The sequence below is a fragment of the Flavobacteriales bacterium genome, assembly GCA_026129465.1.
Taxonomy (GTDB): domain Bacteria; phylum Bacteroidota; class Bacteroidia; order Flavobacteriales_F; family PHOS-HE28; genus PHOS-HE28.
This window is the reverse complement of record JAHCIA010000001.1, coordinates 3,099,240-3,119,503: the sequence shown is the minus strand read 5'-3', so window position 1 is coordinate 3,119,503 and position 20,264 is coordinate 3,099,240. Positions and strand designations below refer to the sequence as shown.

19 protein-coding genes and 1 tRNA gene are annotated in these 20,264 nt (G+C 63.7%); 11 read left to right on the top strand and 9 right to left on the bottom strand.

Annotated features, from left to right (window positions below):
* The first annotated feature begins 40 nt into the window (after positions 1-40).
* Entirely contained in the window at positions 41-664 is a 624-nt protein-coding gene (locus tag KIT10_13240) for a hypothetical protein (protein MCW5900225.1), read from the top strand.
* Between the two features lie 18 nt (positions 665-682).
* Here the strand turns inward: KIT10_13240 and KIT10_13235 are convergent, their stop codons facing one another.
* Positions 683-1,123, bottom strand: coding sequence for a DedA family protein (locus KIT10_13235; GenBank protein MCW5900224.1), 441 nt, complete (start codon positions 1,121-1,123; stop codon positions 683-685).
* 90 nt (positions 1,124-1,213) lie between these two features.
* Between KIT10_13235 and KIT10_13230 the strand changes: the two genes are divergently transcribed.
* The 7 genes from KIT10_13230 to rodA all read left to right on the top strand — a co-directional run bounded on the left by KIT10_13230 (position 1,214) and on the right by rodA (position 9,257).
* Positions 1,214-1,915: a hypothetical protein gene (locus KIT10_13230; GenBank protein MCW5900223.1), complete on the top strand. Its 702-nt coding sequence runs from the start codon at positions 1,214-1,216 to the stop codon at positions 1,913-1,915.
* 117 nt (positions 1,916-2,032) lie between these two features.
* Positions 2,033-3,607: a bifunctional phosphoribosylaminoimidazolecarboxamide formyltransferase/IMP cyclohydrolase gene (gene purH, locus KIT10_13225; GenBank protein MCW5900222.1), complete on the top strand. Its 1,575-nt coding sequence runs from the start codon at positions 2,033-2,035 to the stop codon at positions 3,605-3,607.
* A gap of 14 nt (positions 3,608-3,621) precedes the next feature.
* Positions 3,622-4,647, top strand: a complete 1,026-nt coding sequence (locus KIT10_13220; GenBank protein ID MCW5900221.1) for a rod shape-determining protein — start codon at positions 3,622-3,624, stop codon at positions 4,645-4,647.
* 89 nt (positions 4,648-4,736) lie between these two features.
* A complete protein-coding gene (gene mreC / locus KIT10_13215) occupies positions 4,737-5,567 on the top strand; it encodes a rod shape-determining protein MreC (protein ID MCW5900220.1) in 831 nt (276 codons plus the stop codon).
* Positions 5,564-6,085, top strand: a complete 522-nt coding sequence (locus KIT10_13210; GenBank protein ID MCW5900219.1) for a hypothetical protein — start codon at positions 5,564-5,566, stop codon at positions 6,083-6,085. Before mreC ends, KIT10_13210 begins: the two co-directional genes overlap by 4 nt.
* The gene (gene mrdA / locus KIT10_13205; protein ID MCW5900218.1) at positions 6,082-7,935 is read left to right on the top strand and encodes a penicillin-binding protein 2; all 1,854 of its coding nucleotides are present in this window, start codon (positions 6,082-6,084) and stop codon (positions 7,933-7,935) included. The genes KIT10_13210 and mrdA overlap by 4 nt, the downstream gene beginning before the upstream one ends.
* Positions 7,932-9,257 carry a rod shape-determining protein RodA gene (gene rodA / locus KIT10_13200; GenBank protein ID MCW5900217.1) on the top strand — a complete coding sequence of 442 codons (1,326 nt, stop codon included), beginning with the start codon at positions 7,932-7,934 and terminating at the stop codon, positions 9,255-9,257. The genes mrdA and rodA overlap by 4 nt, the downstream gene beginning before the upstream one ends.
* 7 nt (positions 9,258-9,264) lie before the next feature.
* Here rodA and KIT10_13195 read toward each other — a convergent pair whose 3' ends face one another.
* The 7 genes from KIT10_13195 to KIT10_13165 all read right to left on the bottom strand — a co-directional run bounded on the left by KIT10_13195 (position 9,265) and on the right by KIT10_13165 (position 16,938).
* Positions 9,265-11,340 (bottom strand): peptidylprolyl isomerase, encoded by a 2,076-nt coding sequence (locus KIT10_13195; protein MCW5900216.1) that lies wholly within the window; start codon positions 11,338-11,340, stop codon positions 9,265-9,267.
* Between the two features lie 81 nt (positions 11,341-11,421).
* Positions 11,422-12,711, bottom strand: a complete 1,290-nt coding sequence (locus KIT10_13190) for an HlyC/CorC family transporter (protein ID MCW5900215.1) — start codon at positions 12,709-12,711, stop codon at positions 11,422-11,424.
* Between the two features lie 49 nt (positions 12,712-12,760).
* A complete protein-coding gene (locus KIT10_13185) occupies positions 12,761-12,976 on the bottom strand; it encodes a hypothetical protein (GenBank protein ID MCW5900214.1) in 216 nt (71 codons plus the stop codon).
* A gap of 1 nt (position 12,977) precedes the next feature.
* Positions 12,978-13,544, bottom strand: a complete 567-nt coding sequence (gene lptC / locus KIT10_13180) for an LPS export ABC transporter periplasmic protein LptC (GenBank protein MCW5900213.1) — start codon at positions 13,542-13,544, stop codon at positions 12,978-12,980.
* A 7-nt stretch (positions 13,545-13,551) separates the two neighbouring features.
* On the bottom strand, positions 13,552-14,871 hold the full coding sequence (locus tag KIT10_13175; GenBank protein ID MCW5900212.1) for a hypothetical protein: 1,320 nt from the start codon (positions 14,869-14,871) through the stop codon (positions 13,552-13,554).
* On the bottom strand, positions 14,868-16,232 hold the full coding sequence (locus KIT10_13170; protein ID MCW5900211.1) for a hypothetical protein: 1,365 nt from the start codon (positions 16,230-16,232) through the stop codon (positions 14,868-14,870). Before KIT10_13170 ends, KIT10_13175 begins: the two co-directional genes overlap by 4 nt.
* Positions 16,144-16,938, bottom strand: a complete 795-nt coding sequence (locus KIT10_13165; protein ID MCW5900210.1) for a type III pantothenate kinase — start codon at positions 16,936-16,938, stop codon at positions 16,144-16,146. The genes KIT10_13170 and KIT10_13165 overlap by 89 nt, the downstream gene beginning before the upstream one ends.
* A gap of 71 nt (positions 16,939-17,009) precedes the next feature.
* Here KIT10_13165 and KIT10_13160 point away from each other — a divergent pair.
* Positions 17,010-17,085: transfer RNA gene (locus KIT10_13160), tRNA-Phe, on the top strand.
* 42 nt (positions 17,086-17,127) lie between these two features.
* Here the strand turns inward: KIT10_13160 and KIT10_13155 are convergent.
* On the bottom strand, positions 17,128-17,724 hold the full coding sequence (locus KIT10_13155; protein ID MCW5900209.1) for an HD domain-containing protein: 597 nt from the start codon (positions 17,722-17,724) through the stop codon (positions 17,128-17,130).
* 59 nt (positions 17,725-17,783) lie between these two features.
* Between KIT10_13155 and KIT10_13150 the strand changes: the two genes are divergently transcribed.
* The gene (locus KIT10_13150; protein ID MCW5900208.1) at positions 17,784-18,737 is read left to right on the top strand and encodes a HAMP domain-containing histidine kinase; all 954 of its coding nucleotides are present in this window, start codon (positions 17,784-17,786) and stop codon (positions 18,735-18,737) included.
* 23 nt (positions 18,738-18,760) lie between these two features.
* Positions 18,761-20,263 carry a 2,3-bisphosphoglycerate-independent phosphoglycerate mutase gene (gene gpmI / locus KIT10_13145; GenBank protein MCW5900207.1) on the top strand — a complete coding sequence of 501 codons (1,503 nt, stop codon included), beginning with the start codon at positions 18,761-18,763 and terminating at the stop codon, positions 20,261-20,263.
* The last annotated feature ends 1 nt before the right edge of the window (position 20,264 follow it).

Sequence of the window (20,264 nt, the reverse complement as noted above, 5' to 3'; positions counted from 1 at the left end):
GGGAGGCCTTCCTCCCTTGGCTTCATTACTTGCCACCAGCATGAAACCGCATTCGATCCTCCTGCTCGCCTTGGCTTTGACCGCCTGCGAGGCCACCGACAAACGTGCGAACAGCATCAATACCGACAAGGCCGCGGCTCCAGCAACGCCTACCCGTGCCGAAGCCATCGCGTATGCCCGTGCGCGCTACGACGTGGAGCGCTACTTCCCCGGAACGGCGAAGGACAGCCTCCTGGTCAACATGGTCACCTTCATCTACAAGCGCCCCACCACTGCCATCAACCGCGACCGCACGGACAAGGAATTCCGCCCCTACTATGTGAAGCACGCGGCCTCCTTCCAGCAGGTGTATCACCACGTGTCACCAGATAGCACGCACTGGTATTACCTTATCCGGCCGGCGCGCAGCGTGGAGGGCGACAAACGCGGTGTGGGTGGCCGGTTCCGCACCAACGGCCAGTTGGCGATGGTGGAATTCGAGGAGATCTTCAACACGCGCATCATGCCCGAGCCGGAGTTGATCGATCGCGGGCTGGTGCTCTTCGAGGAGATGGTGGCTACCGGGAACGTGGATGCCTTCCTGCAGGACAAGACCCTGATCGAATGGCCCGATGGTCGGCTCTATTATGACAAGGAGAAGCGGGAGTGGTTCTACAGGGATTGAGCCCGGCCCGTCCAATTGTCATCGCATCAGCGCCAGCACCACCGCATAGCGTGCGGCCTTGCCGGCGAACATGAGCACGGCCACGGGCCACCAGGGCGCGCGCGCCAATCCCAAGGCGATGGCGATCGCATCACCCACGAAGGGCAGCCAGGTGAGCAGAGCGGCCCAGACGCCAAAGCGCGCGATGCGGACCTTCCAATACGCCGCACGCTCGGGATCGGTGCGCACCCAACGGGCGATACGGGCCAAGTCGCCCAAACGACCGAGACCATAGGAGCTGAGGCCGCCCAGCGTGTTGCCCGTGCTGGCGACGATCCAGAGGGTGGCCGCTGGCCAAGGTCCCAGCGCCATGGCCGCCAACACCGCCTCTGAGCTGAAAGGCACCACGGTGGCGGCCAGAAAGGTGGCCAGGAACAGGCCCCACAGGCCGGCCTCGATCCACCACGATCCCGCTTCCATGCGGCCAAAGAACGGCAACGCGACACAGGCTTGGGCTACTTTCGCGGCCACGGCATGGGGTTTGGAAACCCGGCCGCGACCACCCACGCCATGCGCGCCACCACCCTCCTGCTCACCCTGCTGCTCGCCAGCGGCGCCTTCGCCCAGCGCGATCGCGACCGCTTCTGGGGTCGGGACCGGCCCGCCACGCTGGGAGGCGGTCTGGAGATCGGCATACCTGTGGGCGCCTTCGCCGACAGCTGGGGCCGCGAGATCGTGGGCGTGAGCGCGGACCTTGGTGTACCGATGCGCCTGCTGCCCTTCGACTGGGGCTTCGATTTCGCCTGGGGCAGCATGGGCGGCGAGAGCAGGCTGGTGGAAGTGGAACAGGAGAACCTGGACCCCAACACCACAGGGAACCTGACCGTGCGCAGCAACGTGTATGGCTACCATGGCACACTGCGCTTCAAGCCCGTGATCGGCAAGGTGAGTCCTTACATCGAGGGCATGGCCGGTCTGCGCCACTTCACCACGCGCACCCGGATCAAGGTGGATGGCACCAACGAGGAGCTGAGCAAGGAGCGCAATGCCAGCGCCTTCACCGGCAGTGCCGGATGGGCCGTAGGTGTGCAGGTGGCGCCCACGCGCGGCTTCTATGTGGAGGGTCGCGTGGAACGGCTCAACGGCGGCAAGGTCACCTACGTGGACCCCCGTTCGATCAGCATCACCAGCGGCGGCGATGTCTCCTACGAGACCATCAGCTCACCCACGCGCCTGGTGAACGTCCACTTGGGCATCGGCTTCCAATTCTGAGCCGCGCGCCGGGTGTTGGTAACCTTCGCATAACGCCGTGCGCGCGTGCCCGAGATCGGTGGGTCCGCGATGTAAACTTGCGCCGGGAACGCGGGCCAACCCCGCAGGAATACCACATTGGCCGGGCAAAAACGCATCCATAGCGCGCTCCTTTCCGTGTACCACAAGGACGGTCTGGAGCCCCTTGTGCGCGAACTCGTCCGCCTGGATGTCAGGCTCTACTCCACCGGCGGCACACAGACCTTCCTCGAAGGGCTGGGCGTACCCGTGACACCCGTGGAGGACCTCACCACCTACCCCAGCATCCTGGGTGGCAGGGTGAAGACCCTGCACCCGAAGGTCTTCGGTGGCATCCTGGGCCGGCGCGATCTGGCCAGCGATGTGGCGCAATTGGAGGAGTACGACATACCGCCCATCGACCTGGTGATCGTGGACCTCTACCCCTTCGAGGCCACGGTGGAGGCCGGCGGCAGCGAGAGTGAGATCATCGAGAAGATCGACATCGGCGGCATCAGCCTGATCCGCGCGGCGGCGAAGAACCATGCCGATGTGACCATTGTGCCGTCCATGGCCCAGTACGCCGAACTGCTTCAGCTGCTGAAGGAGCAGAACGGGGTCACCACGCTGGATCAACGGAAGGCCTTCGCCACGGCGGCCTTCGGCGTGAGCAGCCGGTACGACAGCGCCATACACGCCTGGTTCAGCGGGAACGATGCGGGCCTTCCTCCTGTGGCCGGCCGGCCCGTGCACCCGCTGCGCTATGGCGAGAACCCGCACCAACAGGCCGCCTTCATCGGCGACCTGGACGGCCTTTTCGATCGCCTCCACGGCAAGGAACTCAGCTACAACAACCTGTTGGACCTGGACGCCGGGCTGGAGCTGATCGATGACCTGGCCACCCTTCGACTTCGCTCCGGGCAGGCCAGCGGAGCCGACACGCCGAGCGCAGTCGAGGCGTTCGCGATATTGAAGCACAACAACGCCTGCGGCGCAGCGGTGCGGGCCACGGTGAAGGAAGCCTGGGACGCGGCACTGGCGGGAGACCCCGTGAGCGCCTTTGGTGGCGTGCTGGTGACCAACGCACGTATCGACAAGGCCACGGCCGAGGCCATCGACACCATCTTCTTCGAGATCATCGCCGCACCGGACTTCGATGCGGACGCGCTGGAGGTGCTGCGCCGGAAAAAGAACCGCATCATCCTGCGCCGCAAGGGAAAGGGCCATCGGCCCCGGCACTGGCGTTCGGCCCTTGGTGGCATGCTGACCCAGGCCGTCAACAACGCCTTGCCATCGGCAGCCGTGATGAAAACGGCCACGAAAAATGCCCCCTCAGCACAGGAGCTCGCGGACATGGTCTTCGCCACCATGCTGGTGAAGCACACCAAGAGCAACGCCATCGTGTTGGCCAAGGGCTACCAACTGCTGGCCAGCGGTACCGGGCAGACCAGCCGGGTGGACGCGCTGGAACAGGCCATCGCCAAGGCGACGAAATTCGGTTTCGACCTGCATGGCGCCGTGATGGCCAGTGACGCCTTCTTCCCCTTCCCGGATTGCGTGGAGATCGCCCACAAGGCCGGCATCACCGCGGTCGTCCACCCCGGCGGCAGCATCCGCGACCAGGACAGCATAGACTATTGCGACGCGCACGGCATGGCCATGTGCATCACCGGCATCCGACACTTCAAACACTGATCCCTTACCGGACCATGAGCTGGTTCAACTTTTTCACCCAGGAGATCGCGATCGACCTCGGCACCGCCAACACCTTGATCATCCACAACGACAAGGTGGTGGTGGACGAGCCCAGCATCGTGGCCGTGGACCGCAGCACCGGCAAGGTGATCGCCGTGGGGCGCCAGGCCCAGCAGATGCATGGCAAGACCCACGAGAACATCAAGACCATCCGCCCACTGAAGGACGGGGTGATCGCGGACTTCAAGGCCGCCGAGGACATGATCAAGGGCATGATCCGCATGATCAAGCCCGGCCGGCAGCTCTTCACCCCCAACCTGCGCATGGTGATCTGCATCCCCAGCGGCATCACCGAGGTGGAAAAGCGGGCTGTACGCGACAGCGCGGAGCACGCCGGTGCCAAGGAGGTGTACCTGATCCATGAACCCATGGCGGCCGCCATCGGAATCGGCATCGACGTGGAGGAGCCCATGGGCAACATGATCATCGACATCGGCGGTGGCACCAGCGAGATCGCCGTGATCGCCCTGGGCGGCATCGTGTGCGACAAGAACATCCGCGTGGCGGGCGACGAACTCACGCAGGACATCGAGGAGTACATGCGGCGCCAGCACAACATCCTGGTGGGTGAACGCACCGCTGAGCAGATCAAGATCGAGGTGGGCGCTGCCATGACCGAGCTGGACAGCCCCCCGCCGGACTATGCCGTACGCGGCCGCGATCTGATGACGGGCATCCCCAAGGAGATCACCGTCACCTACAGCGAAATAGCACAAGCGCTGGACAAGAGCATCAGCAAGATCGAGGAGGCCATCCTCAGCGCCCTGGAGGCAACCCCGCCCGAACTGAGCGCCGACATATACAAGACCGGCATCTACCTGGCTGGCGGCGGCGCATTGCTGCGCGGCCTGGACAAGCGGATCAGCATCAAGACCAAACTGCCGGTACACGTGAGCGAGGACCCCCTGCGCGCCGTGGCGCGTGGCACGGGCATCGCTTTGAAGAACATCGACCGCTTCCAGTTCCTAATGAGAGAGTAATGAGTGGGGAATGCTGAGTGGGGAGTGCTCCAATGGCTGGAGAGTGGAGCACTCCCCACTCAGCACTCCATACTCGCCACTCATGATCCATGCGTGACCTCTTCCGCTTCCTTCACCGAATCCGGAACACGCTGCTCTTCCTGGCGTTGATGGTGGTCTCGCTCATCCTGCTCCACAGCGGCAACGCGCACCACCGCGCCCAGGCCATCAGCAGCAGCAACGCCTTGTCAGGCACCGTCTATGGCTGGTGGTCGTCCGTGACGGAGTATGCCGGCCTGAAGGAGGTGAATCGCGCACTGGCGGAGGAGAACGCCGATCTGCGCAGCCGCGATGCGAGCTCCTACGCCCCCGTGGCCGACCTGTTCGTGACGATACGGGACACCATTTACCGCCAGCGCTATGCCTACATGACGGCCCGGGTGATCAACAGCACCTGGCACAAGCAGCGGAACTTCCTGACGTTGGACAAGGGTATGACCACCGGACTGCAAGCGGACATGGGCGTGATCGGCCCGCACGGCATCGTGGGCGTGGTCCGGCAGGTCAGCCCGCATTTCGCCTCTGTGATCAGCGTGCTGAACCCCGACATCCGGACCAGTGTGCGCATGCGCCGCACCGGGCATTTCGGCCTGCTCTATTGGGATACCAATGACCCCCGCACCGCTTCGGTGATCGACATCGCCAAGCACGCGCGCGTGGCCGTGGGCGATACGGTGGAGACCCGGGGTGGTGACGGCATCTTCCCCGAAGGCGTTCCGGTGGGCGTGGTGGAGAAGCTGGAGGTGGAACCCGGCAGCAACTACCACGACATCACCATCCGCCTCACCGAGGACATGACCCGCAGCGGACATGTGTACGTGGTGACGGACCTGTTCCGTATGGAACGCGACACGCTGGAGGCGGCGCACCATACACGATGAACACCGCGGCCCTCCATATCATCCGTTTCGTGGCGCTGCTGCTGGTGCAGGTGCTGGTGCTGGACCACCTGGACGTGGCCAACGGCTATGCGGTGCCCTACCTGTACATCCTTTTCCTGCTGCTCCTGCCCTTTGAATTGCCCGCCTGGGCCGTGCTGCTCATCAGCGCCGCCACGGGCATGTCAATGGACCTCTTCAGCGACACGCCGGGCATGCACATGAGCGCCTGCGTGCTGATGGGTTTCGCTCGCATCCACCTGTTGCGCATGATCGCCCCGCGCGAAGGGTACGAGTATGGCATGCGGCCCACACTGCTGCGCATGGGCGTCACCTGGTGGATCACCTATGCGGGCGTGCTCACACTCATACACCACCTGTGGCTTTTCAACGTTGAACTGCTCCGGTGGGAACGCTTCGGTGAGACCCTCCTGCGCGGCCTGCTCAGCGCGGCCTTCACGCTGCTGCTCTGCATGCTGGCGCAATTCCTCACCGCGCGGCCCGAACGCGGAAGGGCATGAACCTCGATTCGCGCAAATACGTGCTGATCGCCGGGGTGGTCTTCATCGCCCTGGTCTTCATCCTGCGCCTTTTCTGGATCCAGGTGGTTGACGGCCGTTGGAAGGCCGAAGCGGCGAACATGGCCGAGCGCAAGGTCACCGTCTATCCTTCGCGCGGGCTCATCTACGACAGGCGGGAACGGCTGCTGGTGGCCAACACACCGGTCTACGACCTGATGGTGGTGCCCCGCGAGGTGAAGCCCTTCGACACGTTGGCCTTCTGCACGCTGATCGGGGTAAGTGTGGACGACCTGCGCAGGCGCCTGGCGGAAGCGATGGTCTGGTCGCGCTACAAGCCCAGCGTCATCGAGAAGCAGATCCCCGCCGAGCAGTTCGCCGCCATCAGCGTCCATCTGCACAAGTACAACGGTTTCTATGGACAGAGCAGGACCCTGCGCACCTATCCACCACGTACCGCGCCGCACCTGCTGGGCTACCTCAGCGAGGTGAGTCCGAAGAAGGTGGAGGAGGACAAGTACTACAAGGCGGGCGACGTGATCGGAGTTGGCGGCGTGGAGGAGTACTACGAGGAAGCGCTGCGCGGGCGGCGCGGTGTGAAGTATGTGCTGGTGGACGTGCACAACAACGAAAAGGGGCCCTTCAAGAACGGCATGTACGACACCCTGGCCGTGGCGGGTGAGGATCTCTTCACGGGCCTCGACCTGGACCTTCAGCTGCTGGGCGAAAAGCTCATGCGCAACAAGAAGGGCAGTATCGTGGCGCTGGACCCGAAGACCGGCGAGGTGCTGTGCATGGTGAGCAGCCCGGCCTACGATCCCGAACTGCTTGTGGGACGGGTGCGCAACACCAACTACGGGCAGCTCCAACGCGACCCCATCAAGCCGCTCTTCGACCGGGCGCTGCAGGCGCAGTATCCTCCGGGCTCGATCTTCAAGATCGTGCAATCGCTCACCGCGCTCGAACTGGGCGTCATCCAGCCCAACACCGGCTACCCCTGCAACCGTGCCCTGGTGGGTTGCCACAACCACCCCACGGCCACCGATGTGGAGAAGGCCATCCAGTATTCGTGCAACCCCTATTTCTACAATGTGTTCCGGCGGCTGGTGGAGCGCGACCTGGACCGCAAGAGCCGATTCCGGGACGCGGCGCTGGGCCTGGCCGAATGGGAGACCTACATGCACCGCTTCGGTCTGGGCCATAAGCTTGACATCGACCTGCCCTCGGTGAAGGGCGGCCTGATCCCTGGACCGGCCTACTACGACCGCAAGTACGGCAAGGAACGCTGGGCCTTCAGCACCATCTACTCGGCGAGCATCGGACAGGGCGAAGTGCTGGTGGCACCGCTGCAGATGGCCAACCTCGCGGCCATCTTCGCCAACAAGGGCTGGTACATCGAGCCGCATGTGGTGCGCGCCATCGGACATCCGGACAGCGCGCAGGCCCGCTACAGGGAGCGCAAGGAGACCGGCATCAGCGCGCGCTGGTACGACCTGGTGCACGAGGGTATGCGGCGTGTGGTGCATGAGGCCGGTGGCACGGCACGCCAGGCCAGGGTTCCAGGCATCACCGTGTGCGGCAAGACCGGTACGGCCGAGAACCCGCACGGCAAGGACCACGCGGTATTCATCGCTTACGCACCCATGGAGGACCCGCGCATCGCCATCGCCGTGTACGTGGAGAACAGCGGCTTCGGTGGCACCTGGGCCGCTCCCATCGCCAGCCTCATCATCGAGCAATACCTCACCGGCGAGATCACGCGGCCGGAGGTGGTGGCACGCATGGAGGAGGCCGACCTGATCGCCGCCGAGAAGGACTACCGCAAGCCGCCCAAGAAACCGCGACGCCCATGACCAGCGCGCGCGAGAATGTGGCCCACAACCTCGACAGGCCGATCCTGTTGATGTACCTGCTGCTGATGTTCCTCGGCTGGGCCAACATCTACTCGGCCGCTTTCGACCCGGACCATCCCAGCATGTTCGACACGAGCCGCGAGTATGGCAAGCAGGCGGTGTGGATGGGCGTCAGCCTGGTGCTTGGCGCGGGCATCCTGCTGGTGCGGGGCGGTTTCCTGCGCGATTCGGCCTTCGGGGTCTACGTTTTCGTGCTGCTGCTGCTGGTGGCCGTGCTGCTTTTCGGCAAGGAAGTGAAGGGCGCCAGGGCCTGGTTCGCCATCGGCGGCTTCGGCATCCAGCCCGCGGAGTTCGCCAAGTTCGCCACCGCCCTCGCGCTCTCCCGCTACCTCAGTGGCCTGAAGGCCTTGGCCGACCTTCGTTCACGTGTCATCGCCGGGGTCATCATCCTCGCCCCCGTGGCACTTATCATGCTGCAGCCCGATACCGGCACAGCGCTCGTCTCCGGCGCCTTCATCCTGGTGCTCTACCGAGAAGGGCTCTCAGGCAACGTGCTGCTGCTGGCCATCCTGGCGGGCATCCTCTCGGTGCTTTCGCTCATCCTGCGCGAGTCGAGCTTCGGTCTGCCCTTTACCGACCGTGAATTGCCCGGCCCCTGGCTGCTGATGATACTGATCGCCTTCGCCGCCGGGATCGCCTGGTGGGTGGTGCGCAGCTTCGTGGTGAAACGATCGCGGAGGCCGTTGTATACCTACATCGTCGTGGGCGTGGTCTGTTCAGCGGCCTTCATCGGCAGCGTGGATTATGCCTTCGACAAGGTTCTGGCACAACACCAGCGCGACCGCATCCTGGTGACATTGGGCCAATTGGAAGACCCACAGAACTTGGGCTACAACGTGAAACAGAGCCAGACGGCCATCGGGTCGGGCGGTCTCACGGGCAAGGGCTGGCTGCAGGGTACGCTCACCAAATACAAGTACGTGCCCATGCAAAGCACTGACTTCATCATCTGCACGGTGGGCGAGGAATGGGGCTTCTTGGGCACCTCGTTCGTGGTTCTGCTGCTTACGGCGCTCATCCTGCGCATCATTTGGATCAGCGACCGGCAGCGCTCTCGGTTCACGCGGATCTATGCCTATTGTGTGGCCAGCATTTTCTTCCTGCACCTGATGATCAACGTGGGCATGGCCATCGGCCTGGCGCCGGTGATCGGCATACCGCTTCCCTTCTTCAGCTACGGCGGAAGCAGCATGATCAGTTTCACCATCCTCCTGGCCATCCTGCTGCGACTTGATGCCGAGCGTTTGAGCCAGCTGCGGTGACCCGCGCTCAGTAATAGCGGCTGCGGTCGTCCTTCACACCCACCGCCTCGCGCAGCGCGTTGTAAAGCGCGTTCTCCGCACGGCCCCGGATGCGGGTGGTCTGGCTGGAACGCTCCGTGGCCACATCACCGGGCTCGGGTGTGGCAGAAGTGTTGGTCACCTTCACCACGAATACGCCGGTCTCGCCCTTCAGGGGCACGCTGGTCTGGCCGGTCTCCATGGCGAAGATCTGCCCGATGACCTCGAACTCGGTGTAGCCACCAGGAATGCTGGTGGCGCTGAGCAGCATCTCGGAGACCGGCTGCACCGTGGTGCCCAGCGTCTGCGCCAGGGACGGAAGGTCGGTGTTGCCCTTCATGCGCTTGACGAGTTCCTCGCCTTTCTTCTCCTTCATCACTTCGCGGGTGAAGAGTTCACGCACATCATCCAACGCAGGCGGGCCTTCCTCGCGGATGCCGGTGAGGATCGCCACCACATGGTCATCGCCCGCATCCAGCGGTTCGCTCACGTCGCCAACCTTGGCGCGATTCACCCAGCTGATGGTGGAGTTGGGCTGCTGCAGGCCCATCACGAATCGCATGTCGGGTCGCAGCTCGTCGACCTTCACCACTTCCAGGCCGGCTTCCTCGGCGGCGCTTTGGAAAGCGGCGAGGGTCTTGTTGCGCAGGGAGAATTCATTGGCCTGTTTGTACACCTCCTTGTAGGTGGCGGGTGTGGCCCGCATGCCCCGATCGATGGTGGCGACCATGCGCTCCATGCGATCGCGCTGGCCCAGCACCTCCACGATGTGGAAGCCATATGTGGTCTTGGCGATGGTGATGGCACCTACTTTCTGATCGAAGCTGGCCTCGGTGAACTCCGGCACCATGCGGAACTTATCGAACCATTCGTATACGCCTCCACTGTTCACGCTGCCGGGATCATCGCTGAACTTGGAGACGAGATCGGGGAACTTGCTGCGGTCGCGCTTCACCACCGTCAGCAGGCTGTCGGCCCGTTTCTTCTGCTCGTCCTCCCCCTTGCCCTGCTGGGTGCTGAGGAGGATGTGGCGCACACGGGCCTCAGGCACGGCCTTCAGTTCCTTCACCTTCACCAGCTTCCAGGTCTCGCCTTCGGCATACGGGCCGACCACGTCGCCCACGGCCGCTTCCAGCATGCGTGTGTCGGTCTCGGCATCAGCGGTCCCTTCCGCGTATGGCGTGAGGACATAGGCGCGCGACTCGCTGTTCATCACCACGAAGAGCGAATCCTCCTGCGTGCTGGCGAACTCCTCGCGGAGGTCCTCCAGTTCACGGCGACCCAGCAGGCGATCGGCCTCGGTGGCCTTTACGGGGAACTTCACATACTCGAACCGGCGCGCCGGTTTCTGGCGGTGCTTCGGATCGTTGCGGTGCTGGTCGTAGTAGCGGCGCAGGTCGCGGTCGCCCACCGGGAAAAGGCTGTCGGGCTCCTGGTCGTAGCGGTGGGCCACCATGTCGAAGGAGACCTTGGTGTTCTTGCCGTGGAAATCATCCTCGGCCTGCACACGGTTGACGAAGATGCTCTTCTTCACCAGGTTGTTGTACTTGGCATATAGGCGGTTCTCGGTGATGCGGCGCTTTTGGATGGCGTGGTACACCGGCGCATTGAGCTGCACCGAACTGAAGTATTGCTGCAGCGCTTCCGGACTGGGACGGCCATCGGGGCCTTGGAAATTGGGCTGGTTGCGGAACTCAGGCAGGATGTTGTTGCCGAAGCGGATGTCGTCGTACTCGGGTTTGGTGAGGGCGAACCCGGCGCGCTCCACGCGGCCCAGGAGCACATGGGCCTTCACCATCTCGTTCCACACGGAACTGCGGATCTGTTCCTGCAACTGGCTGGTGACCTGCTGCCCGAAATCATTGCGGTAACTGTCGAGTTCCTCGCCCACCCGCTGCTCGAAGCGGCGCAAGCTGATCTCCTCACCGCCCACCTCGCCGAGGACCTGGTCACGCTGGCCGCCTCGGCCCGAGAACAGGTCCGTGAGGATGAAGGCCGCAAGCGCGCCGCCCACGATCACCAAAAGCAACCCGCTGCGCTCGCGGATCTTGCCGATAACTGCCATGTTCCAGGGAATAAGGGGTGCAAATATAGGATCCCACCCCGTACGCTTCAGGCCTGCGGGAAGGTCCTGTGGGCAAGGCCTTTACGGCCTGTGGAGGTAGCCCCGCTCGGGGTCGGTCACCTCCAGCCTCACCTCATGGATCCGGTTCTGCGAGACCTGGGTCACCGTGATACGGAAAGGACCGAGTTCCAGGACCTGGCCCTCTTCGGGCAGGTCGCCTGTGCTCTGCAGAATGTAGCCCGCCAGGGTGTCGTACTCCTCGCTTTCGGGTATGGCCAGGTCAAAGTCCTCGCGGAGGTGGCGCACCTCGGCACGTGTCTCAAGCCGGAAAAGGTGCGGGCCCAACCGCTCGTCACCGCCATCGGGCAGATCGTGCTCATCCTCGATGTCCCCCACGATGCTTTCCACCGCATCCTCGATGGTGAGCATGCCGGCCGTGCCACCGAATTCATCCACCACCACGGCCACATGGCTGCGCTGCTTGGTGAACATGCGCAACAGCTCGTCCACCGGCATGGTGCCCGGAATGAAGTTCACCGCGCGGAGGATGGCCCGCACACTGCGGGGCTTGCGGAACAGTTCGTAGCCGTGCACATAGCCGATGATGTTGTCGATGCTGCCTTTGTACACGAGCAATTTGCTCATGCCGGAAGCCACGAAGCGTGCATGCAACTCCTCGATCGACACGTCCACTTCCACGGCCTCTATCTCCGCACGGGGCACCATGCGGTCACGCACCTTGGTGTTGCTCAGTTCCAAGGTGTTCCTGAAGTACTCCACCTCGGCGTCCATCGTGCCTTCGCGGCGCCCGCCTTCGCCCATCTCGCGGATAAAAGCGTCCAGGTCGATGCGACCGAAGACCGTTTCGCCGGGCTTCACGCGCACCCCGAATGCCCGTAGCAGCAATTCGCCCAGTCCGGTCATGACCATCATGGGGGCCCAAAGCACGATGTAGAGCAACTGCAACGGCACGGCGAAGAGCCCCAAGGCGCCGTTGGGGTCCAGGCGGAACAGGGTCTTGGGCAGGAATTCAGCGAGCACCAGGATCACCAGCGTACCGATCATGGTCTGTGCCGCCAATACGAAGCCACCGCCCCAGCCGAAGCCATGCAGCCAGGGCTCCAGTATCCGGGCCATCACTGCGCCATAGACCACCAGCGCGATGTTGTTGCCCACCAGCAAGGCACCAATGAGCCGGGCAGGGCGTTTCAACAGGCCTGAGACGAGGCGGGCCCAGAGGGCACCGCGCTTGCGCTCAAGTTCCACGTAGAGCTTGTTGCTGCTCACGAAGGCGATCTCCAGGCCGGAACACAGGGCCGAGACGACCAGAGCGGCGAGGATGAGGATGAGATCGGTACCGATCACAGGCATGGCATGCCGAAAGGCGGGTTGGACGAAAATACCATGTGCCGGATGCGCATCAGGCCCGCCGCTCCCGGTCGCGATCGTCCATGGCCTCCAAGCGACGCCGTGTGACGCGCCGGAAGAAGAACATGGCCAGGGCGATGCCCGGGAACCAGAGCCACTGACGGCCGGCCTGGAAACCATCCTGCACGATGACCCACAGCGCGGAAACGCCGGTGCCGATGGCCACCGCCAGCCAGAAATGCTCCATGAACCGGTTGATCTTGCGCATCCTATTCCACGCTGTCCGGGGCAAGGTACAGTTCGCCGGTGATGCGCCTGATGGTGTAGCTGCTCATGTCCTCGGCGGCATCGAGCCCCACGCCGTGGATCACATCCTGGCCGCGCTGGATGCGCACCGGCCGGTCGGTGGAAACGCGGGCACTGTCCTGCGACCACACGAGCCGCTCGGTCTCCAGGCGTTCGCCACGCACGTTGATGAAGACCACATCATCCTGCACTTCCATGCGGCGCTCTTCCGGCCGGATGGTGCCCCGTTGCGCGGTGAGCATGCCGCGCTGCCCACCATCAGCATCCAGGAAAATGAGTTCCAGGCCATCGGCAAGCTCCGTTTGGCGCTCTCCCCCTGTCCATTCCGCGATACGGCCGGCACGCAAGCGGTTGCGCACATGGCCGGAATCGGACATCAGGTATTCGGCGTCGAAGGTCACCCGGTCCGGACCGGCCTCGGGCATCTCCACGGCGGCCACCTTGTCCAGATCGTTCCGGCATGAAAAGAACATTCCCGCCCCCAGGAGGGCGGGAATGCCGAGCAGGATCGTGCGGTGGACGCGGCCCACGGCGGTACTACTTACGGGTGCGCACCGTGGTGGACTCGTTCAGACCACCACAGTTCACCTGGAAGCTCTGCCCGTCCGTTAGCTGGTGGAAGAAGGCCTCACTGGCTGTGGGGAAGCGCGCCTGACTGGCCGCCATGCGATCGCCCGCCTTGTCCGCCACGCTCGGGTCCGAGCTGCGGGCCTTGCTGTACTGGTCATAGGCCAGCCAGTAGACGCCCCAGGATTGTGGCGCATCGCAGCCGCCGGCCTGGGCCGAGATGGCATTGCCCACCAGGATCATGGCCTCGCCATTGCGCGGTTCGATCTGCAGGATCTGGCCGGCATAGCCGCGTGAGAGCGAATGGTTGCCATTGGCGCTGGCCACCTGGCCTGCCTTGAGGAGGTACCTCACCTTGTCGGGGCAACCGTTGCACAGGTCGGCGGCCTCCTTGAAATAGCGCGCCGCGCCGCCCAGATCGTTACGCTTCACCAGGTACATGCCCAGGCTGTAGGCGCTTTCACTGCTGGGTGCGGCCTCATGCACCTGTTGGGCGAGCGACAAGTAGACCTTCTCCTCCGTGCACTCCTTGCTGTTGAGCACACGCAGCAGGCGCACCTTCAGCTCCTGGTCATCCGCCCGTGTCTTGAGCATGTCGGTCACGATGCGGCCGATGTCCTCACATTCCGCCACTTTGAAGAACATGGCGTAGACGTTGTCCCTCGCTTTCACGAAGTATTCGCGGTCTTCGGGCTTCATGTGCTCGTTGGACAGGTTGGCATCGATGTGCTCCATGATCGTCACGTAGTCCTGAAGCATCTGGTCCTTGGTGGCCTTGCCTTGTCCATAAAGGCAGTTCAGCGCCTGGTAGTAGCCGCTGAGCGTGCCGGCCTCGCTGCGCGCGCCACCCAGGTCCACCGACTCCTTCAGGATGTTGAAGGCGTCCTGGCAACGGTCCGGGCTGAACATGAGCATGTCCACGCCTTTGCGGCCCAGCACGAAAGCCTGCTCACCGAAATGGGCGATGCGCAGGTCGTAGATCACGTAGAGCGAATCGGTCAGCGCGGCCTTGCGGGCGGGGTCCTTCTCCTTCTGGATGAAGGTGCTCAACAGGCGTGTGCCGTTCTGGTAGACACCCTTGCTGGAAGCTGGGCACACGTCCAGCACCCGGCGCCATGGGGCGTAGGCATCGTTCAGGGAGTTCTGCTTCATGAACTCCTGGTACAGCGACAGGTTCTGCACGCAGGTGACACTGTCCTCCGGCGTGGCGCCATACTTCCCTTGGGCCTTGGCGGCCTGCACCGCGAAAAGCGCGGCGGCCATGGCGATCATGATCTTCGGTGTGCTCATTCGATCCTTCTTTTCTTGAACCATTGCTCTCTGAGGTCGGGGGTGATGGAGAGCCCAACGAACAGGTGGGCGAATCGTTCTCTGATCAGGCCCTGCTCCAAGGTGCCACGCTCGCCCAACTCGGCGCCGATGGACACCCGGCTGCGGGTGGTGCTCGACATCACGGGCATGGAAAGGCCAAAGGCCATGCCGAACTCCCGAATGGGTTCACCGCGCACCACGAGGTAGTCCTCCACATAGCGCAATCCTGCGCGGTAGATCGTGGTGGACCAGAAATTTCCGCGACCGTCGCCCGATGGTTTGTAGGAGAAGCCCAAGCCATGGTACACCTGGGTTCCCAACTCGGTCCTCAGGGCAAGGTCCGCCACATCGGCCTCCAGGCGCTGCCAATCGCGCCGGCGGTATTCGGCGGTGGCCATCCAGCGGGCGTCCTGCACGGACACGGCCAGGTTCCATTGCAGGGGCAGCAGCAACCGTCCTTTCTGTCCATCGGTGAAAGAGATCGTATCAATGGGGAACTCCACACCGGTGTTTCCCAGCAGGTAGTTGTTCACCACCTGGGTGCGGCGGGCGGGCATACGGGTGGGCAACTCGGCCGAAAGCCCAACGATCCAGCGCAGGCCGTCATCATCACGATCGCGCTTCCTGACCAGATCACCATGATATTGCACGCCCAGCCTGCCGGTGGGGCCACGCAGCACCAAGGAGGAGAAGATGTTCGCGTTGTAGAAGCCCGATCCCCGTGGATAGATCGCCTTGCGTGTCTCCTCCACCGCGCCGAACACATAGTCCACCTCGGCACCGAATGCCAGGCGACCGCCATTGCCCAGGGAGTCCGCTCGGCGCAACAGCATGTGGCCCACACCCAGAAAGGCGCGATTCAAGCCGCCCGAACCCAGGTAACGCAACTCCACCTCGGTCTCCTGCCCAGGTACCTGCATCCGGTCTTCGATGTCGTATCCCACACGGCTCACAGGACTCAGTCCCAAGGCCATGCCCCAGCGCCCCTGGCCAAAGGGCGCCCCGAAGCTGATGCCGGTCAGCTCCATGCCTCCACCGGTATTGGACTCCTCCCCGATCTCCGAAGCCACCCAGCGACCCTTGACCCCGGTCTCGAACACAGGCCGCAGAAGAAAAGCATGCGCGGCGGGATTCAAGGGTGAAACACCGTAGGGATCGGCCACAGCCACCCCCACACCACCCATGAGGGATTGCTGCACCTGAAGATTGCCCATCAGGTCGCCCAGCCCATAGGCCGAGTAGACCGAGCCACTACCCTGCTGTTCCTGGCCCGAGACCCGCGCCACCCAAAGCACCATGACGATCGCCAGCGAGCGCGCGGTGGTGGAGGTATAGGGCATGGAGGCCTTCAAGGGTGAGCAAAGGGACGGCAAAGATGCCACATTTCAAGGCCTTGGCGAACCGCATCGCATCCCCGCCCGAGAGCAGCAATACGGCCTGCGTATAACGCTCGCGCACGCTGCGGAAGTGCCCATCGATCTCGCCTACTATGCCGTGGTGGATGCCCGCCGCCAAGGCATCGTCGGTGCGGAGACCCCATCGGACCGGCGCTTGGCCCGGCTCCACTTCGGGTAGTCTGGCGCTGTACGCATGCATGGCGCGGGCACGCATCGCCATCCCCGGCGCGATGATGCCACCGGCATGGGTGCCATCGGGCTCCACCAGATCGTAGGTGACGCAGCTGCCGGCATCCACCACCAGCGCTGCGCGGCCTGGGAAGCGCCATGCGGCCGCCACCACATTGGCCAGTCGGTCCACGCCCAGCGTGGCGCGCTCCTGCACCTTGCTCGGGAATGGTGAAGGACCGTCGCCCCGCATGATGGTCAGCGGGGCGATCCGGGCGAGTTGGTCGGCGAAACCATTGTCCAGATGGGAAACGGATCCGAGGACCACGGCTTGGGGACGCGCCCCGTTGAGCAAGGCTGTAACGCCAGCCACGTCCCCATGCCCAAAGGCCCGATGACGGATGACCCTTCCCGCCCGGAACAGGGCAAGTTTCATGCGGGTGTTGCCCACATCTATCACCAACACGAGTTCAGCATCCATGGGTGGGGTACTTGTCTATCTTTGCCGCCCTCGTGGGCCGGGGTTCATACCAGGGCCGGCCCTCGAAGTTCGGTGCCTTAGCTCAGCTGGTAGAGCAACGGATTGAAAATCCGTGTGTCCCCAGTTCGATTCTGGGAGGCACCACCAAAGCAGAGCCCTCCGGAGACCCCGGGGGGCTTTCTACTTCCATCATGCGCTGCCCGCATGCTGGCGAAGCCACCGGCGCAACTCTTCCAGATAGGCCTGTTTGGCCGTCTCGCGCGAACCGATGCTGGTGGCCGTATGGAACTTGTGGTTCTCCAGAAAGCGCACCTGCAACTCGTTCCATTCAAGCTCGCCCTTGATCGCCCCGTAATTCATGAGCTCCTCGTACAGCGTGGCCGCGATGCGTTTGAAATCATTCCGGCCCAGGTAGTCGAGGTCGGCGTCGCACAGGATGCGTTCCACATGGTTGGAGGGGCTCTGGGGCACCTTGGTGGCCATGATCATGGAGCGGATACGGACCACCTGCTCATCGGTAAAGCCCATGGGGGGCAAGTGCTCCTGCACGATACGGCAACCCGCCTCCTCGTGCTCGAGATCCTGGAGCAGGAATCCAGAGTCGTGATATAGCGCCGCGATCTTCAGCAGCACGAGGTCCTCTCCTCCGACACCCTCCATGGCCGCAATGTCGATGGCACTGGCGTACACATCCAACGTGTGCTCCAGGCTGTGATAGGTGCGCTCCTTGGGAAGCTCCTCCTTCAACCGGCGCAGGATATAGGCCTTGGCTGCTTGGATGTCCATGGCAAGGCGGGCAATTTACACAGCGCCCACCAACGGCACCGGGTCTAATTTCGCAGGACATGACCGACCATCCACGCCGCAGCACCATGATCCTGTTCGGGTCGATGGCGGTCTACATCATGGCGCAGTTCGCCTGGTGGGCCGTGTTGCTCCTGAGGCAGGATTCGGAGACCCACCGCCTGGCCATGGAGGTTCTGGCCTTGGGCGGCGAGCCGGGTGCCCTGGCCGAACCGGGCCGTGGCAGGCGCATGGTGATGGGCGAAGGGGCCGTGTTCTTCCTGCTGCTGATCGTTCTGCTGCTCCTCACTTGGCGGGCGATGCGCCGCGACCTGGCACTGGCAAGGTCTCAACGCAACTTCCTGCTGGCGGTGACCCATGAACTTCGCACCCCCATCGCGGCCATCAAACTGAAGCTGCAAACACTCGCGCGCCCGGGAGTGCCTCCTGAACACCTGGACGCCTTGAAGACCGGCGCCTTGGGCGAGGTGGATCGCCTGGCGTCGCTGACCGACAAAGTGCTTCTGGCCACGCAGGCCCAGGAAGGTCTGTTGGCACTGGACCATTCCAAAGTGGAGGTGATGGCCTTGTTGCGTGGCGTGATGGAACGTGCACGTGCCGGCCATGCGCATGGTCATCGGCTGGACCTCAGCGGACCCGGTCAACTCATTGTAAAAAGTGATGGTGCCGCCCTGCGCAGCATCGCCGAGAACCTGGTGGAGAACGCCGCGAAGTACGCCCCCCCCGGGACCACGATACTATTGGAGGTGCTGAAAGGCCGGGAAGGCTGGCGCATTCAAGTGGCGGACGAGGGACCGGGCATACCACCGAAGGAACGTGAACGGATCTTCCAGCGCTTCTACCGAGCCGGGAACGAAGAGACGCGCCAGTCGCAGGGCACGGGTCTCGGGCTTTACATCGTGGACCGCCTTACCAAGCGCCTGGGCGGTCAGGTCACCGTTCAGGAACGCCCCGGTGGCGGGTCTATCTTCGCAGCCTCATTTCCCGAGCATTGAGCGCGCATCACAAAGCGGTGCTGATCATCCTGGACGGATGGGGGATCGGCGCCGGGGACCGCACGGATGCCATAGCGGCCGCGCGGACCCCATTCATGGACGACCTTCTCGCCAACGCGCCGCATGCGCGCCTGCTCACCGACGGCGAACATGTGGGTCTGCCGGCAGGCCAGATGGGGAACAGCGAAGTGGGGCATCTCAACATCGGCGCCGGGCGCGTGGTACACCAGGACCTGGTGCGCATCGACAAGGCCATCGCGGATGGGAGTCTGTCCAATGACCCCGAGGTGAAGGAGGTGATCGACCGGGCGCGCTTGCCGGGGGCCAGACTCCACCTCATCGGGTTGTTGTCCGATGGTGGGGTGCACAGCATGCGAAGGCATGCAGAAGCCCTGTGCCGCATTTTCGCCGACGGCGGGGTGAAGGAGATCTTCCTGCACGCGTTCACCGATGGCCGCGACGCCGACCCGCGCAGCGGGCTCGGCTACACTGAACGGTTCCTGTACAACATGCGCGGACTGCCCGTCAGGATAGCCTCCGTCATCGGGCGCTACTACGCGATGGACCGCGACAAGCGCTGGGAACGCGTGGCCAAAGCCTACGATCTGCTCGTCCGGGGCCAGGGCACACCGATCACCGACCCCCTGGACGCGTTCCGACACAGCTATGCCGCGGGTAAAACGGACGAGTTCATCGAGCCACATGTGGTGGTCGGGGACCATGGGCGCCCGCTGGCCGCGATAGGCAAGGACGACGTGGTGGTGTGCTTCAATTTCCGCACGGACCGTTGCAGGGAGATCACACAGGCCCTGACCCAGCAGACCTTCCCCGAACAGGGCATGTCACCCATTCCGTTGCACTACGTGACCATGACCGAGTATGACGCCACCTTCCGGGATGTGCGCGTGATCTTCCGCAAGGACGATCTGCGGAAGACCCTGGGGGAAGTGGTCTCGGACCTTGGCCTGCGGCAGATCCGCATCGCGGAAACGGAAAAGTATCCGCATGTGACCTTCTTCTTCAGTGGTGGCCGGGAAAGGCCTTTCGTAGGGGAGGAACGGATCCTGCTGCCATCGCCCAAGGTGGCCACCTACGACATGAAGCCCGAGATGAGCGCCCGCGAGATCGTGGACGCCATCCTGCCCGAGTTGCATCAAGGTGGGGCGGGGCTGGTCGTACTCAACTTCGCCAATCCGGACATGGTGGGCCATACGGGCGTTTTCGAGGCCATCATCCAAGCGGTGGAGACCACGGACCAATGCGCCCGGCAGGTGGTGGAGGCCGCGCGTGCCCAAGGCTATGCGGTGGTGATCATCGCCGACCATGGCAATGCCGACAAGGCCCGCAATGCGGACGGCACGCCCAACACCGCGCACAGCCTCAATCCGGTGCCCCTGGTGGTGCTCGATGAACGGGTCCATGAATTGCGCGACGGCATCCTGGCCGATGTGGCCCCCACGATCCTGGCCCTCATGGGCATGGAAAAGCCCGCCGAGATGACGGGCTCATCACTGTGGGTCGGATAGG